Here is a 13,859-nt window from a genome sequence, read left to right as displayed (position 1 = left end):
TTTCGTCCGTGATTATTCCGGCGCGCCGAGCTCGTGGGCAACCTCATAACCATCCATCTGCCAGGTCTTTACCGATGTGGCATCGAGATCCTGCTTGGTCAGATCGACAAAGCGGATATCGCTATTGTCATAGGTACGGAAATAGAAGCGCTTGTTGACGGTGTCGACAGCCGAGGTCCACTGGGTGTAGTCGGCAACCATATTGCCATGCTCGTCCTTTTCCGCATCGCGGGCGACACCGCGCGGAATGTCGAAATTGTTGAGGATGTGGAAAGCCTCGAAGATCGCATCATCGCCGGTCTTGCTGGGTTCGACACCATGCGAGAAGATCGCGGCGCGGACAAAACGCGACGGCGAGGTGAAATCGCCCGGCATGCCCAGAAGGCCGGTGCCCTGGCCGAGACCGTTGATCGTGACAGGGCCAAGCTTTTGCGGCGGCACATTGTCGAGGCCGAGATTGACGTAATTCTGCAAATTGGTCATGTGCCAGTCAAAGGGCGGGTTGTTGGTGATGACGCCGATCGGATCATCGCTCACCTGAAGCTTGCCACCGACATATTCGATCACGATCGTCTTGCCCGACGCATCGGTGACAACGAAATGAACCGGAAGGACCATGTTGAACTGTTTGAAAATCACCGGGGCGACGACGATGTTGCCGAGCGCTGCCCTTACCTCGTCAACCGTGGCGAAATTGTCGAGGATATAGGAGCCGAGCTGCCAGGAGGCGAGCGTCTTGCCAGCATCAGCCGCATCATAGGGCTGGTATTCAGCCGACTGCGCAAAATAGAAAAGCCCCATGGAGAGCCCTTTCTCATTCACACCATCCACCAGATAGGGCAGGCCCATGGGATTGGCGCCGACGCTGGCATATTTGACATTCCAGGACAGGCCGGTCTTGCCATCCGGCGTCTCGCCCACGCGTTGCAGCCCATGCGGCACGACGATGACAGAGGCGTGGAGATCGACGTTGAACTCCATGGTACGGGCGCGCACCACCGCACCATCCTCAGCCGTCAGTGTGATACCAGTGCAGGCCTCGGCGGCCGGGCCGAACAGCATGGCAGCCGTAACGGCGGCCGCCACAAGGCGCATGCCTTTTGAAAATCGGGATGTCATGAAACCTCTCCTAGTGCCCCGGCAAGTTGAGGTTTCTCCCTCCCCCGCCTGGCAAGGCAAATATGATGATTGGCATTATATCGTCCCCCTTGAAGGAGGACGGCGCCACGCTAGGAAGGCAACCGGGCAAATGTCTACAAATGCCAGGATGAAAAACCAGAAATGGTCCGGCTGGCGACGAAATGAAGCGGCACCGTCGCCGCATCAGGCCTGTTCAAACTCCACCAGCGTTCCGGCAAAATCCTTCGGATGGGTGAAGATGACCGGCTTGCCATGCGCGCCGATTTTTGGCGCCCCGAGAGTGCGGGTACCTGCGGCCTCAAGCCGTGCCATTGCCTGATCGAGATCGTCGACCTCGAAACAGAGATGATGTACGCCACCCGCCGGATTGCGCGCCAGAAAGGCCGCAACAGGCGACGCCTCGCCCAGCGGTTCGAGCAACTCGATCTTGGTGTTGTCGAGAGAGACGAAGACGACGGTAACGCCGTGTTCGACAAGCGCTTCAGGCGCGCTGACCGATGCCCCCAGATTGCGGTAAAGTGTTGACGCCGCCGCAAGGTCCGGCACGGCAATGGCAACATGGTTCAGCCGCCCGATCATCTGATCCTCAGACATTGCGGCGCTTTCCTTCAAGAAGATCGATGATCGCATTGGCAGCGTGCAGCACATTGGTGCCGGGACCGAAGACGGCGGAGACGCCATTTTCCATCAGAAAATCATAGTCCTCACGCGGGATCACCCCGCCGACCACGACGAGAATATCCTCTGCCCCCTTCGCTTTCAGGGCCTTGACCAGCTGCGGCGCCAGCGTCTTATGCCCGGCGGCAAGTGAAGACATGCCGACGACCCTGACCTTTTCGGAAACCGCCAGGTCAGCCGCCTCATCGGGGGTCTGGAACAGCGGGCCGGCGACAACGTCAAAACCGATATCACCAAAGGCCGAGGCAATCACCTTCGCGCCGCGATCATGGCCATCCTGCCCGAGCTTGGCGATCAGAACCTTTGCCTTTCCCTTCTCTTGTCCATAGCCGTTCAGCCGGTTCACCAGCGCCTCATATTCAGCATCGCCGGAAAAAGCTGAACCATAAACGCCGGAGACGACCTTCGGGGCGGCGTCATGCTCACCGAAGACCCTTCGCATGGCATCGGAAATCTCGCCGAGACTGGCCCGCGCCCGCGTTGCGTCCACGGCGGCCTCGAGAAGATTGCCATTGCCGGACCGGGCAATCTCTTCCAGCCGTGTCAGACAGGCTTCAACCTTTTTCGGGTCGCGCCAGCGGCGCATGCTGTCCAGCCGCTTCACCTGGGCTGCGCGCACGGCGGAATTGTCGATGGCAAGCGTTTCGATCGGTGCCTCGTTTTCCAGACGGAAACGATTGACGCCGACAACGACCTCCTCGCCACGATCAATGCGCGCCTGCCTGGCGGTTGCTGCGGCCTCGATCATCCGCTTCGGCAGACCATCGCTCACGGCCCTGGTCATGCCGCCGGCGGCCTCGATCTCCTCCATCAGTGACCAGGCCTTTTCGGCCAGTTCATGGGTGAGGCTCTCGACATAATAGGAGCCGGCCAGCGGATCGACGACCCGGGAAATACCGGTTTCATGGGCGAGGATCAGCTGGGTGTTGCGGGCGATGCGGGCGGAAAAATCCGTCGGCAGCGCGATGGCCTCATCCAGCGCATTGGTATGCAGCGACTGGGTTCCGCCCAGCACCGCCGCCAGCGCCTCGTAAGCCGTGCGGACGACATTGTTATAGGGATCCTGCTCGGCCAGCGACACGCCGGAGGTCTGACAATGGGTGCGCAGCATCTTCGACGACGGCTTCTTCGGATCGAACCCCTCCATCACCCGGCTCCAGAGCAGCCGCGCCGCACGCAGTTTCGCCGCCTCCATGAAGAAATTCATGCCGATGGCGAAAAAGAAGGACAGGCGCGGCGCAAAGGCATCGACATCGAGACCGTTTTTCAACGCCGCGCGGACATATTCGCGCCCGTCGGCAAGGGTGAAGGCAAGCTCCTGCACCAGTGTCGCCCCGGCTTCCTGGATATGGTAGCCGGAGATCGAAATCGAGTTGAATTTCGGCATGTCGCGCGCCGTATAGGCGATGATATCGGCAACGATCCGCATCGAGGGTCCCGGCGGATAGATATAGGTGTTGCGGACCATGAACTCCTTGAGAATGTCATTCTGGATCGTACCGGAGAGCTCGGCGCGTGATACGCCCTGCTCCTCTCCGGCGACAATAAAGGCAGCCAGGATCGGGATCACGGCACCATTCATCGTCATCGAAACCGACATCTCCTTCAGCGGAATGCCGTCAAACAGGATCTTCATGTCCTCGACGCTGTCGATCGCCACGCCCGCCTTGCCGACATCGCCCTCGACACGCGGATGATCGCTGTCATAACCGCGATGGGTGGCGAGATCGAAGGCGACCGACAGACCTTTCTGCCCGGCAGCGAGATTGCGGCGGTAAAAGGCGTTGGATTCCTCCGCCGTCGAAAAACCGGCATATTGGCGGATGGTCCAGGGCCGTCCGGTATACATGGTCGCGCGCGGACCACGCAGAAACGGCGCCTCGCCCGGCATGGAGCCGAGATGGCCGATGCCTTCGAGATCATCGGCCGTATAGACCGGCTTGACGGCAATGCCTTCCGCCGTCTGCCAGACCAGCGTTTCGGGTGACGCCTTCAGTTCCTTTTCGGCAAGCGCATTCCAGTTTTCCAGCTGCTCCTTCGCCATCGTCCCGCCCCTTCAGCAAAATTCCATGATCAGCTCATCGACGGCAAGGCTCTGGCCGGCCTGCGCGGCAACCCGCTTCACCACCGCCTTGCGCTCGGCGCGCAGCACGTTTTCCATCTTCATCGCCTCGACGGTGGCGAGCGTCTGCCCCGCCTCGATCGTTTCACCCTCATGGACGGCAACCGAGGTAATAACGCCCGGCATGGGGCAAAGAAGCAGTTTCGACGTATCGGGCGCCGCCTTTTCCGGCATCAGCCGGGCAAGCGCTGCCACGCGCGGGCGATAGACCCGGCTCGTCACATCCATGCCGCGGAAGCGCAGCCGGATCGCCGTGCCGGTGATCTCGACCTTGGCGTCAATGCCGTCATTGCCGAATTCGAACCGGGCGAGCGTGCGCCCCGGCTTCCAGTCCGTGCCGAGGCCGAAGCTTTGCTCTCCGGGAAAGGTGAGGGAAAAATCAGCACCATCGACGGCCACATGAACCGGCTGCGCGTGGCCGCCAAAGCGCACCACCCAGTCACCGCCGACCTTGCGCGTATGATTGCCGATCGTGCCGGAGACGGAGGCTGCGCGCAGTTCCAGCATGTGGTGAATAACGGCGGCGATCGCAGCAAGCTCACGTGCGGCCATGCCGTCAGGAGCAACACCGGAAAAACCGTCTGGAAATTCCTCGGCGATATAGGCCGTCGACAGCCGGCCTTCGCGGAAACGCTGCTGCTGCATGACGGCGGCAAGGAAGGGCAGATTATGGCCGATCCCCTCAAGCTCGAACCGGTCCAGCGCTGTCGCCATGGCTGCGACCGCACGCTCGCGATCGGCTGCGAAGGCGCAGAGCTTGGCGATCATCGGATCGTAAAACATCGAGATCTCGCCACCCTCATAAACGCCGGTATCATTGCGGATCACCGAACCGTCGGGCTGCGGCCCCTCTTTTGGCGGCCGGTATCGCGTCAGCCGGCCGATCGAGGGCAAGAAATTGCGATAGGGATCTTCGGCGTAGAGCCGGCTTTCGATTGCCGAGCCTTTAAGCGTGATGTCGTTCTGGGAGAAGCCAAGTTCCGCACCATCGGCAACGCGGATCATCTCTGCGACCAGATCAAGGCCTGTCACCAGCTCGGTCACCGGATGCTCGACCTGAAGCCTTGTATTCATTTCGAGAAAATAGAAGTTGCGGTTCCGATCAACGATGAACTCAACCGTTCCGGCGGAGAAATAGCCGACGGCACGCGCCAGCGCCACCGCCTCCGCCCCCATGGCTGCGCGGGTTTCGGCATCGAGAAAGGGCGATGGCGCCTCCTCGATCACCTTTTGGTTACGCCGCTGGATCGAACATTCGCGCTCGCCGAGATGGACGATATTGCCATGCCGGTCGCCCAGAACCTGGATCTCGATATGGCGCGGTTCGACAATGAATTTCTCGATGAAGATGCGATCATCGCCGAAGGCCGAGCGCGCCTCGCTCTTCGACAGGCGAAAGCCTTCGCGCGCCTCAGCGTCATTCCAGGCAATGCGCATGCCCTTGCCGCCACCGCCGGCAGAGGCCTTGATCATCACCGGATAACCGATTTTTCCGGCAATCACCGCAGCCTCGTTCTCGTCGGCGATCAGGCCCATATGGCCTGGAACGGTTGAGACACCCGCTTCTGCCGCCAGTTTCTTCGAGGTGATCTTGTCGCCCATGGCGGCAATGGCTGCGGCAGGCGGGCCGATGAAGGTGACACCGGCCTTTTCCAGCGCCTCGGCAAAGGCCTGGTTTTCCGAGAGGAAACCATAGCCCGGATGAACCGCATCGGCCCCCGTTTGCGCGATGGCCGCCAGAATGCGCTCGATCACCAGATAGGACTGCGATGACGGCGCAGGCCCGATATGAACCGCCTCATCCGCCTCAGCCACATGAAGCGCATCACGATCGGCATCGGAATAGACGGCAACCGTGCGGATGCCCATCTTCTTCGCCGTGCGGATCACGCGGCAGGCGATTTCGCCACGATTGGCAATGAGAATTTTCCTGATCATGTTCCTCACCCTCAAAGCGGGATCGTGTCGTGCTTTTTCCAATGCGTTGCCTGGCGCTTGTTTCTGAGCGCGGCAAAGGCACGGGCAATGCGGCGGCGGGAGGCGTGCGGCTGGATCACCTCATCGATGAAGCCGCGTTCGGCAGCGACAAAGGGATTGGCGAAGCGGCGCTCATATTCTTCAGTGCGGGCGGCAATCTTGTCCGCATCACCAAGCTCCGACCGGTAGAGGATCTCCGTCGCACCCTTGGCGCCCATCACGGCAATTTCGGCCGTGGGCCAGGCATAGTTGATATCGGCGCCGATATGTTTCGAGGCCATCACATCATAGGCACCGCCATAGGCCTTGCGGGTGATCAGCGTCACCATCGGCACGGTGGCTTCGCTATAGGCAAACAGCAGCTTGGCGCCGTGCTTGATAACGCCGCCGGTCTCCTGCGCCACACCGGGCAGAAAGCCCGGTACATCGACCAGTGTCAGGATCGGGATCGAGAAAGCATCGCAGAAACGGACAAAACGCGCCGCCTTGCGCGCGGTTTCGATATCGAGACAGCCCGCCAGCACCATGGGCTGATTGGCGACGACGCCGATGGTTGCCCCTTCAAGCCGGATAAAGCCAGTGAGGATGTTCTTCGCATGCGCCGCCTGGATCTCGCAGAAATCACCCTCATCGGCGAGCGCCGCGATCAGTTCGCGCATGTCATAGGGCTTGCTCGCGCTTTCCGGCACCAGCGTATCAAGCCGCATTTCCAGCCGCTCGGGATCATCGTGAAACGGCCGGACAGGCACAGGCGCGCGATTGTTGAGCGGCAGGAAATCAAACAGCCGCCGGACTTCCATCAGCGCATCGATATCATTGTCGAAGGCGGCATCGGCGACCGAGGATTTCTGCGTATGGGTTTTTGCGCCACCCAATTCCTCGGCTGTCACGACCTCGCCGGTGACCGTCTTCACCACATCCGGACCAGTGACGAACATGTAGGAGGTATCGCGAACCATAAAGATGAAGTCGGTCATGGCGGGCGAATAGACCGCTCCGCCGGCGCAGGGGCCCATAATGACGGAAATCTGCGGAATAACGCCCGAAACCTCGGCATTGCGGCGGAACACCTCGGCATAACCCGCAAGCGAGGCAACGCCTTCCTGAATGCGCGCGCCGCCGCTGTCATTGAGCCCGATCACCGGCGCGCCGACCTTTGCCGCCATATCCATGATCTTGCAGATCTTGCCCGCATGGGTTTCCGACAGCGAGCCGCCGAGCACGGTGAAATCCTGGGAAAAGACATAGACCTGACGGCCATTGATGGTGCCCCAGCCGGTCACCACGCCATCGCCGGCAATCTTCTGCGATGCCATGTTGAAATCGACCGTACGATGGGTGACGTACATGTCGAATTCCTCGAACGAGCCCTCGTCAAGCAGCACTTCGATACGCTCACGCGCCGTCAGCTTGCCCTTGCCATGCTGGGCGTCAATACGATGCTCTCCGCCGCCAAGCCATGCTTCGGCCTGGCGGCGCTCCACCTCCGCTATCACTGAACGCACAATTTCCTCCTCCGAAATTGACGATCGCAAATTACAATCGACGAGCGATCTCGAAAAGAGTTGAGAATGTGCAATTGCAGAATTATAAAATAGGAAATATGAAATTGCGAATTTGCAAAATCCGGATAGACCCATGGCAACAGGCAAGCTCTTCATCGGCCGGAAAGTGCGCGAGCTCCGCCTCGCCAGCAGGCAAACCCAGGCGCAGTTTGCCGAACGGCTTGGCATTTCGACCAGCTATCTGAACCAGATCGAGAGCAATCAGCGCCCCGTCTCCGCCACCGTGCTTGTGGCGCTGGTCGACAAGTTCAAGCTGGATTTTTCCGAGCTTGCCAGCGGCGAAACCGACCGGCTGCTGTCGGCCCTTTCGGAAGCCCTCAGCGATCCGCTGTTCGAAGCCTATAGCCCGAGCCCGCAGGAACTGAAGCTCATCACCCAGAACGCGCCAGGCTTTGCCCATGCGTTGATTGCCTGCCACCAGGCCTATCGCCGCAATTCCGAACAGCTGGTCAGCATTGATCGCGATCTCGGGCGCGGCATGACCGAAATGACGGCCTATGAGGAAGTGCGCGACTTCTTCCATTTCGTCGACAATTATATTCATGCGCTTGATGCAACCGCCGAAAACCGTGCGGCAACGCTGAAGGCGGCCTCCCATGATCAGCGCCCGGCACTGGCGGAGCACCTCGAAAGCAGTCACGGCATTCGCGTTTCCTATGCCACCGACACGGCGCATCAGCGCGATTACAACCGCAAGACCGGCGTCTTGACCCTGAACGCCTATGCACCACCCTCCTCCCAGGCCTTCCAGCTGGCCATCACCATTGCCCAGCAGGAAGCCGATGAGATCATGGACCAGCTGATTGCCGATGCCGGTTTCCGCAATGAGGAGGCTGGCGCAATCTGCCGGCTCGGCCTTGCCAATTATTTCGCCGGCGCGCTGTTGATGCCCTACGGCATCTTCGCCCGCGCCGCCCGCGAGATGCGCCACGATATCGAGCTTCTGTCGCTGCGCTTCGGCACCTCGCTGGAACAGGTCTGCCACCGGCTTTCCACCCTGCAGCGGCCGAATGACAAGGGTGTGCCGATCTTCTTTGCCCGGATCGACCGCGCCGGCAACATCACCAAGCGCCACAGCGCCACCCGGCTGCAATTTGCCCGTTTCGGCTCAGCCTGCCCCTTATGGAACGCCCATTTCGCCTTCGAGGCACAGGGCCGCATCATCCGCCAGCTGGCTGAAACCCCCGATGGCGTCGGCTATCTGTCACTCGCCACCGCCGTTTCCAGGGGGCCGGGCGGCTTCAGCCGCTCCCGCGTCAGCCATGTGCTGGCCTTCGGCTGCGAGATTGCCCATGCCGACGCATTTGTCTATGCCGACGATCTGGCAACGGCAGATCGCAAACGCTTCGACCCGATCGGTATTTCCTGCCGTATCTGCGAGCGGGCGGACTGCCCCAGCCGCGCCCAGCCGCCACTGAAACGCAACATCGTTATCGACGCCGACCGCCGTGCCGATCTGCCTTACGACTTCCTGTAACCCTGCTGCCCGGTCGCGATACGGCATTGTGTCTTTGCGCAGAGGAGCAAGCCCCGTTGGGCACCACCCGTTCGGGAGCAAGGGGCCCCACCACTTTGCCATCACCCTGAAGGATTGTCGGGACCTCACGCAGCTGCATGACTTGGGCAGAGCCCCTTGCCACGCCAGAGATCATCGCTGGCTGCGATCTTCCCGCGCCTTTGTCAACAATTTCCAGCATGCCGGACGCTTGCTGGCGAAAACAAGAACAGGGCTGATGAGCCTGGCAACGATGCCTCCCCCTGAGCGACAGCAGGATATGCTATATTCGCGACAACGCCCGGGGAGGTAATGGTCAGCAGTGAACCCAATTTGAATACCCTTTCCGTAGCCAGCATGGAATTCAGGGCATCATTTTTTTCGAGAACCCGACGTGCCAGCACAAAGACCGAGAGCATCGCACCGTTCAGATGAAAAGCCCGATCCCGCAAACCGGAGCCGGGTTTTCGCTGTTGAACCCGACAAAACCCCGCTGCAGCCTGATTTCTAGTCTGGAAACAATCGGAGTTGATACCTAGATTTTCAGGCAGATAACGCAACATTGCCTGCTTTTGAACGGAACCCGAGATGGCGCAGAACGAGACCAGAAACCCCTATGACGTGCTTGGCGTCGCCAGGGATGCGAGCGAGGCCGATATCAAGAAGGCCTATCGCAAGCTGGCGAAGACCCTGCACCCCGATCTCAATCCCGGCGACAAGAAGAAGGCAGAGGAATTTTCAAAAGTGACCGCTGCCTATGATCTTCTGTCGGATCCGGACAAGCGCCGGCGCTATGATGCGGGCGAGATTGACGAGAACCAGCAGGAGCGCCCGCAGCGGCAATATTATCGCAGCCATGCCGAGGCCGATCCGTCGGGCCGTTATGGCTATGACGGCAATTTCGATGATCTTGGCGACTTCTTTTCCCAGGCCTTTGGCGGACGGCGCGGCGGCTTTGGCGCTGGTGGCGGCGCGCGGATGAAGATGCGCGGTCAGGACCGGCAGTTCCAGATGACGGTCGGTTTCATCGAGGCGCTTCTGGGTGCCAAAAAGACCGTCGACCTGCCGGAGGGTGGCCGGATCGAGCTTTCCATTCCTGCCGGTATCGAGGATGGCAAGACGCTCAGGCTGTCCGGCAAGGGAGAACCCGGCCTCAATGGCGGCCCGTCCGGCGATGCCTATGTCCGCATCAGCGTTGCGCCGGATCCGGTGTTTGAACGCGTCGGTGATGATGTGGCAATGGAATTGCCGATTTCGCTCGACGAGGCGGTGCTGGGCGCCAGTGTTTCCGCGCCAACGCCGACGGGCCGCGTTAATCTCAAAGTGCCTGCAAACTCCTCCTCCGGCCGTGTCATGCGGCTGAAGGGCAAGGGCGTACCCAAATCCGGCGGCAACGCCGGCGATCTGCTGGTGACACTCAAGATTGTCCTGCCGCCGAAAGCAGATGAGGCACTGGCAGAGGCAATCCGCAGCTGGCGGGCGGATCATGCCTATGATCCGCGCGCAGGCTGGAAGGGAGAGCAAAGATGAGCATGCTGAGCGAGAATGAGGTTCTTCAACGGCTCGACAGGCTGACAGTGGAGCGTTTGTCCATCTGCATCACCCGCAGCTGGGTCAGGCCGCAGCCTGGTGCCCTTGGTCCGACCTTTGACGAAACGGATGTCGCCCGTCTGGCCCTGATTGTCGAACTGACGGAAGATATGGAGGTCAATGACGAGGCCGTGCCGCTCATTCTGGGTCTTCTGGATGAGGTCAGCACGCTGCGTGGTCATGTGCGCACGCTTGACGCCGCCGTTCTGGCGGAAGGACCGGAAACCTGTTCGGCGATCCTGCAGCGGATCAGAATGGCAGGCTAGCCTGGGCGACGAAGCGTTCGGCAATCCAGTGCGCCAGCCGCCCGGCGACGGCATCCTTGCTCATGTCCGGCCATTCCTCCGCGCCCGACTTTGTCACCAGGGTTACCCGGTTATGGCCGCCACCCATCACGCCCTCTTCGGAGACGTCATTGGCGACGATCAGATCCGCGCCCTTGCGGGCAAGCTTGTCGGTGGCATAGGCGGTGACATCGCGGGTTTCGGCGGCAAAGCCGACCACGAGTTTCGGGCGCCTGGCGTGATGGCCGATCGTTTTGAGGATGTCGGGATTTTCGGTGAGCGCCAGCGGTGGCGGCGCTTCGCCCGGCTTCTTCTTCATCTTCTGCGTCGCGGTATCGGCGGCGCGCCAGTCAGAAACGGCCGCGACCATCACGGCAATATCGGCAGGCAGTGCCTTTTCCACCGCCTTCAGCATGTCGCGTGCGCTCTCCACATGGAGCGTTTCAACACCTGAAGGATCAGCAATGGCGACGGGGCCGGATACGAGGGTCACCTGTGCCCCCAGCCGCGCAAGTGCTGCCGCAATGGCGTGGCCCTGTCGTCCCGACGAGCGGTTGGCGATGTAGCGCACCGGATCGATGGCCTCCACGGTTGGGCCTGACGTGACGATCGCATGTTTTCCGGCCAGCGGTTTGGGGCTGTCATCAAGCAGCTTTTCCGCAGCCGTAACGATCTCCATCGGTTCGGCCATGCGGCCCTTGCCCGCTTCGCCGCGCTCGGCCATCTCGCCTTTCATCGGGCCAATGGTTTCAGCCCCGTCCATCAGAAGGGTAGCGAGATTGCGCTGTGTCGGCGCCGCCGACCACATTTTCGGGTTCATGGCGGGCGCCAGCAGCACCGGGCAGTCGCGCGCCAGAAGCACGGCACTGGCAAGATCATCGGCAAGCCCATGGGCCATTTTCGCCATCAGATTGGCGGTTGCCGGTGCAACGATAATCAGATCATTCTCGCGCGCCAGACGGATATGGCCGATATCCTGCTCCTGTGTGCGGGAGAAGAGATCGGTGAAAACCGTTCCCCCGGAAAGCGCGCCAACGGCCAACGGGGTGACGAATTCCGCCGCTGCTTTGGTCATCACCGGGGTGACGCCCGCGCCACGTTCTTTCAGCCTGCGGATCAGGTCAAGGCTCTTATAGGCGGCAATGCCGCCGGCAATGATCAGCAGAATGCGTTTGTCTTTCAGTGACATGTCTTGTTCGCCCGTTTCGTCCGGACGGTTTTAGCACGAAGCGGCAAAAGAAAAACCCCGCCTTTGCGGCCAGCGGGGTTGTCGCGTCAGCTATTGGCGCTGGTCTTGATGAATTCGGCTGCGCGCTCGGCGATCATGATCGTCGGCGCATTTGTATTGCCGCTGACAACCGTTGGCATGACCGAGGCGTCGACGACGCGCAGCCCATCAAGCCCGTGCACCTTCAAATTGGGGTCGACCACGGCCATGGCATCACGTCCCATCTTGCAGGTGCCGACCGGGTGGTAGATCGTATCGGCGCGGCGGCGAATGATATCCGTCCAGTCGGCATCGCTCATACCGTCTTTCACGCCGTTGAGTTCTTCCTTGATATAGAGCTTCATCGGTTGCGACTGCATGATCGAGCGGGTCATTTTGGCGCCGCGTATCATTGTTTCGAGATCACGCGGATCATCAAGGAATCCGGGATCGATGGCCGGCGCAGACAGCGGATTGCTATCCTTGAGCGTGACAGTACCGCGCGAGTGGGGCTGCAACAGGCAGACATGGCAGGAATAGCCATGGCCCATTCGCATATGCCTGGCATGGTCCTCGACAATGGCCACGGCAAAATGCAGCTGGATGTCGGGCTGTGCGAGATCGGGCAGGGTTTTGAGGAAGGCGCCGCCCTCTCCATAGGGTGAGGACAGCATGCCATTGCCATCCTTGCGCCATTGCAGCGCTTCCCCGATCATTTTCGGCAGGGCCGAGGGGGCAAGGCCAAACATGTCGCGATCATGGCTTTTGTAGCTGAGCACCAGATCGAGATGATCTTGCAGATTTTCGCCGACACCCGGTAGGTCATGGACAACAGCAATGCCGTGTCTTTTCAGCATGTCCGGCCTGCCGACACCGGAGAGCTGCAGAAGCTGCGGAGACGCAAAGGCACCGCCGCACAAGATGACCTCACGGCCGGCCTCGATCAGCGAGGTCTTGCCGCGGCGATGGATATCAACGCCGGTCGCGCGGCGGCCTTCAAACCTTACCTTAAGAGCATGGGTACCGGTCAGAACGGTGAGGTTGGGCCTGTTTAGCACCGGATGAAGATAACCCGCCGCCGCCGAGCAGCGCTCGCCATTTCTGGCAACGCTGTGGAACTGGGTAACCTGGTATGGACCGATGCCCTCATTGTCGCCAGTGTTGAAATCGGATGTTTCAGGAAAGCCAAGTGAAATCCCGCCTTCGACAAAGGCGCGACTGATCGGGCGGGGGCTGTTTTGATGCGCCACATGCAGCGGGCCGTGGCCGCCATGGAATGCGTTTGCACCGTCCTCATGGCTTTCTGCCCTCTTGAAATAGGTGAGGCACGTTTCCCAGTCCCAGCCGTTACAGCCAAGGTCAACCCAGCGCTCATAATCGAGACGGTGGCCGCGAATATACACCATGGCATTGATGGCACTGGAGCCACCGAGCGCCTTGCCGCGCGGCTGATACCCCTTGCGCCCGTTCAGCCCAGGTTGCGGCACAGTCTCAAACGCCCAGTTCGATATATGTCCATAACCCGGCATCATCGCCACGAGACCGGCGGGCATGCGGATCAGGATGTGCTTGCCCTGGCCGCCCGCCTCCAGCAGGCAGACGGAAACCCGACGATTTTCCGACAGGCGCGCCGCAAGCGTTGCCCCACCGGACCCACCGCCGACGATGACATAGTCAAACTTCATGCTTTCCTCCGAATTCGCAGTCGTCAAAAGCATAAATTTGTCGCAAGACGAAGTCTTGGTCAAGAAACAAAGGAAGGATATTACGTATTGATAATATTTATACTTGTATAAAAATA

Annotated in this window: 10 protein-coding genes; 3 read left to right on the top strand and 7 right to left on the bottom strand. The window is 60.4% G+C overall.

What is annotated here, in order from left to right; translation table 11 throughout:
- Positions 1-12 precede the first annotated feature (12 nt).
- The 5 genes from FJU08_RS16895 to FJU08_RS16875 all read right to left on the bottom strand — a co-directional run bounded on the left by FJU08_RS16895 (position 13) and on the right by FJU08_RS16875 (position 7,422).
- Complete coding sequence (locus FJU08_RS16895) at positions 13-1,119, bottom strand: linear amide C-N hydrolase (protein ID WP_141150207.1); 1,107 nt, start codon at positions 1,117-1,119, stop codon at positions 13-15.
- 204 nt (positions 1,120-1,323) lie between these two features.
- On the bottom strand, positions 1,324-1,719 hold the full coding sequence (mce, locus tag FJU08_RS16890; protein WP_141150348.1) for a methylmalonyl-CoA epimerase: 396 nt from the start codon (positions 1,717-1,719) through the stop codon (positions 1,324-1,326).
- A 7-nt stretch (positions 1,720-1,726) separates the two neighbouring features.
- On the bottom strand, positions 1,727-3,862 hold the full coding sequence (gene scpA, locus FJU08_RS16885; protein WP_141150206.1) for a methylmalonyl-CoA mutase: 2,136 nt from the start codon (positions 3,860-3,862) through the stop codon (positions 1,727-1,729).
- Between the two features lie 12 nt (positions 3,863-3,874).
- On the bottom strand, positions 3,875-5,878 hold the full coding sequence (locus FJU08_RS16880; RefSeq protein WP_141150205.1) for an acetyl-CoA carboxylase biotin carboxylase subunit: 2,004 nt from the start codon (positions 5,876-5,878) through the stop codon (positions 3,875-3,877).
- A gap of 11 nt (positions 5,879-5,889) precedes the next feature.
- Positions 5,890-7,422 carry an acyl-CoA carboxylase subunit beta gene (locus FJU08_RS16875; protein ID WP_141150204.1) on the bottom strand — a complete coding sequence of 511 codons (1,533 nt, stop codon included), beginning with the start codon at positions 7,420-7,422 and terminating at the stop codon, positions 5,890-5,892.
- 133 nt (positions 7,423-7,555) lie between these two features.
- Here FJU08_RS16875 and FJU08_RS16870 point away from each other — a divergent pair, with 133 nt between their 5' ends.
- The 3 genes from FJU08_RS16870 (at position 7,556) to FJU08_RS16860 (ending at position 10,833) form a co-directional block, all read left to right on the top strand.
- A complete protein-coding gene (locus tag FJU08_RS16870) occupies positions 7,556-8,959 on the top strand; it encodes a helix-turn-helix domain-containing protein (RefSeq protein WP_141150203.1) in 1,404 nt (467 codons plus the stop codon).
- 606 nt (positions 8,960-9,565) lie between these two features.
- Positions 9,566-10,507: a DnaJ C-terminal domain-containing protein gene (locus FJU08_RS16865; protein WP_141150202.1), complete on the top strand. Its 942-nt coding sequence runs from the start codon at positions 9,566-9,568 to the stop codon at positions 10,505-10,507.
- Positions 10,504-10,833 carry a chaperone modulator CbpM gene (locus FJU08_RS16860; RefSeq protein WP_210245264.1) on the top strand — a complete coding sequence of 110 codons (330 nt, stop codon included), beginning with the start codon at positions 10,504-10,506 and terminating at the stop codon, positions 10,831-10,833. Before FJU08_RS16865 ends, FJU08_RS16860 begins: the two co-directional genes overlap by 4 nt.
- Here the strand turns inward: FJU08_RS16860 and coaBC are convergent.
- Both coaBC and FJU08_RS16850 read right to left on the bottom strand, forming a co-directional pair.
- Complete coding sequence (gene coaBC, locus FJU08_RS16855) at positions 10,817-12,040, bottom strand: bifunctional phosphopantothenoylcysteine decarboxylase/phosphopantothenate--cysteine ligase CoaBC (protein WP_141150201.1); 1,224 nt, start codon at positions 12,038-12,040, stop codon at positions 10,817-10,819. The genes FJU08_RS16860 and coaBC overlap by 17 nt on opposite strands.
- An 86-nt stretch (positions 12,041-12,126) precedes the next feature.
- Positions 12,127-13,743 (bottom strand): GMC family oxidoreductase, encoded by a 1,617-nt coding sequence (locus FJU08_RS16850; protein WP_141150200.1) that lies wholly within the window; start codon positions 13,741-13,743, stop codon positions 12,127-12,129.
- Between the last annotated feature and the right edge of the window lie 116 nt (positions 13,744-13,859).

Source organism: Martelella alba, from assembly GCF_006516955.1.
Taxonomy (GTDB): Bacteria; Pseudomonadota; Alphaproteobacteria; order Rhizobiales; family Rhizobiaceae; genus Martelella; species Martelella alba.
The sequence above is the reverse complement of the archived record's forward strand: the minus strand, read 5'-3'. Positions and strand labels throughout refer to the sequence as shown.

Bases quoted from the DNA above. Each gene is read 5' to 3' on its own strand.
- FJU08_RS16895 (WP_141150207.1), bottom strand. From the start codon at position 1,119: ATGACATCCCGATTTTCAAAAGGCATGCGCCTTGTGGCGGCCGCCGTT.
- mce (WP_141150348.1), bottom strand. From the start codon at position 1,719: ATGATCGGGCGGCTGAACCATGTTGCCATTGCCGTGCCGGACCTTGCG.
- scpA (WP_141150206.1), bottom strand. From the start codon at position 3,862: ATGGCGAAGGAGCAGCTGGAAAACTGGAATGCGCTTGCCGAAAAGGAA.
- FJU08_RS16880 (WP_141150205.1), bottom strand. From the start codon at position 5,878: ATGATCAGGAAAATTCTCATTGCCAATCGTGGCGAAATCGCCTGCCGC.
- FJU08_RS16870 (WP_141150203.1), top strand. From the start codon at position 7,556: ATGGCAACAGGCAAGCTCTTCATCGGCCGGAAAGTGCGCGAGCTCCGC.
- FJU08_RS16865 (WP_141150202.1), top strand. From the start codon at position 9,566: ATGGCGCAGAACGAGACCAGAAACCCCTATGACGTGCTTGGCGTCGCC.
- FJU08_RS16860 (WP_210245264.1), top strand. From the start codon at position 10,504: ATGAGCATGCTGAGCGAGAATGAGGTTCTTCAACGGCTCGACAGGCTG.
- coaBC (WP_141150201.1), bottom strand. From the start codon at position 12,040: ATGTCACTGAAAGACAAACGCATTCTGCTGATCATTGCCGGCGGCATT.
- FJU08_RS16850 (WP_141150200.1), bottom strand. From the start codon at position 13,743: ATGAAGTTTGACTATGTCATCGTCGGCGGTGGGTCCGGTGGGGCAACG.